General features: G+C 69.4%; 1 protein-coding gene. It reads right to left on the reverse strand.

The window, feature by feature from the left end:
- Positions 1 to 530: putative Ig domain-containing protein (locus LH62_RS00230; protein ID WP_043358433.1), on the reverse strand; the 530-nt coding region annotated here is incomplete at both ends.

Here is a 530-nt window from a genome sequence, read left to right on the forward strand (position 1 = left end):
AACACCTTCCACCGCGTCCGCATCGGCGATGCCGTCGCCCACCAGAACCGGCGCCGTGTTCTCCGGCTCTTCATCCTCAGGCGCGATGATCAGGTCGAAGGTGCCGCTGACGGATGCTCCGGCCGTGTCGGTGGCGGTGACGGTCACCTGGTAGGTGCCGGCCGCGGTCGGGGTGCCGGAAAGGGTGCGGGTCGCGGTGTCGAAATCAAGCCCGTCGGGCAGGGTGTCGACAGTCAGCGTCAGCGTGTCGTTATCCGGGTCGGTGAAGGCGTCGGACGGCAGGGTGAAGTTCAGCGCTTCGCCTACCTTGCCGCCCTGGTCGGCGATGGCGGCAGCCTGCACCGGCGCGGCGTTCTCCGGCTCTTCCTCCTCGGGTTCGATGATCAGGTTGAAGGTGTCGGTGGCGGTTGCGCCGGCCGTGTCGGTGGCGGTGACGGTCAGCTGGTAGGTGCCGGCTGCGGTCGGGGTGCCGGAGAGGGTGCGGGTCGCGGCGTCGTAGGTGACGCCCTGGGGCAGGCCGGTGAGGGTGA

Origin of the sequence: Belnapia sp. F-4-1 (assembly GCF_000802185.1) — a bacterium.
Lineage (GTDB): Bacteria > Pseudomonadota > Alphaproteobacteria > Acetobacterales > Acetobacteraceae > Belnapia.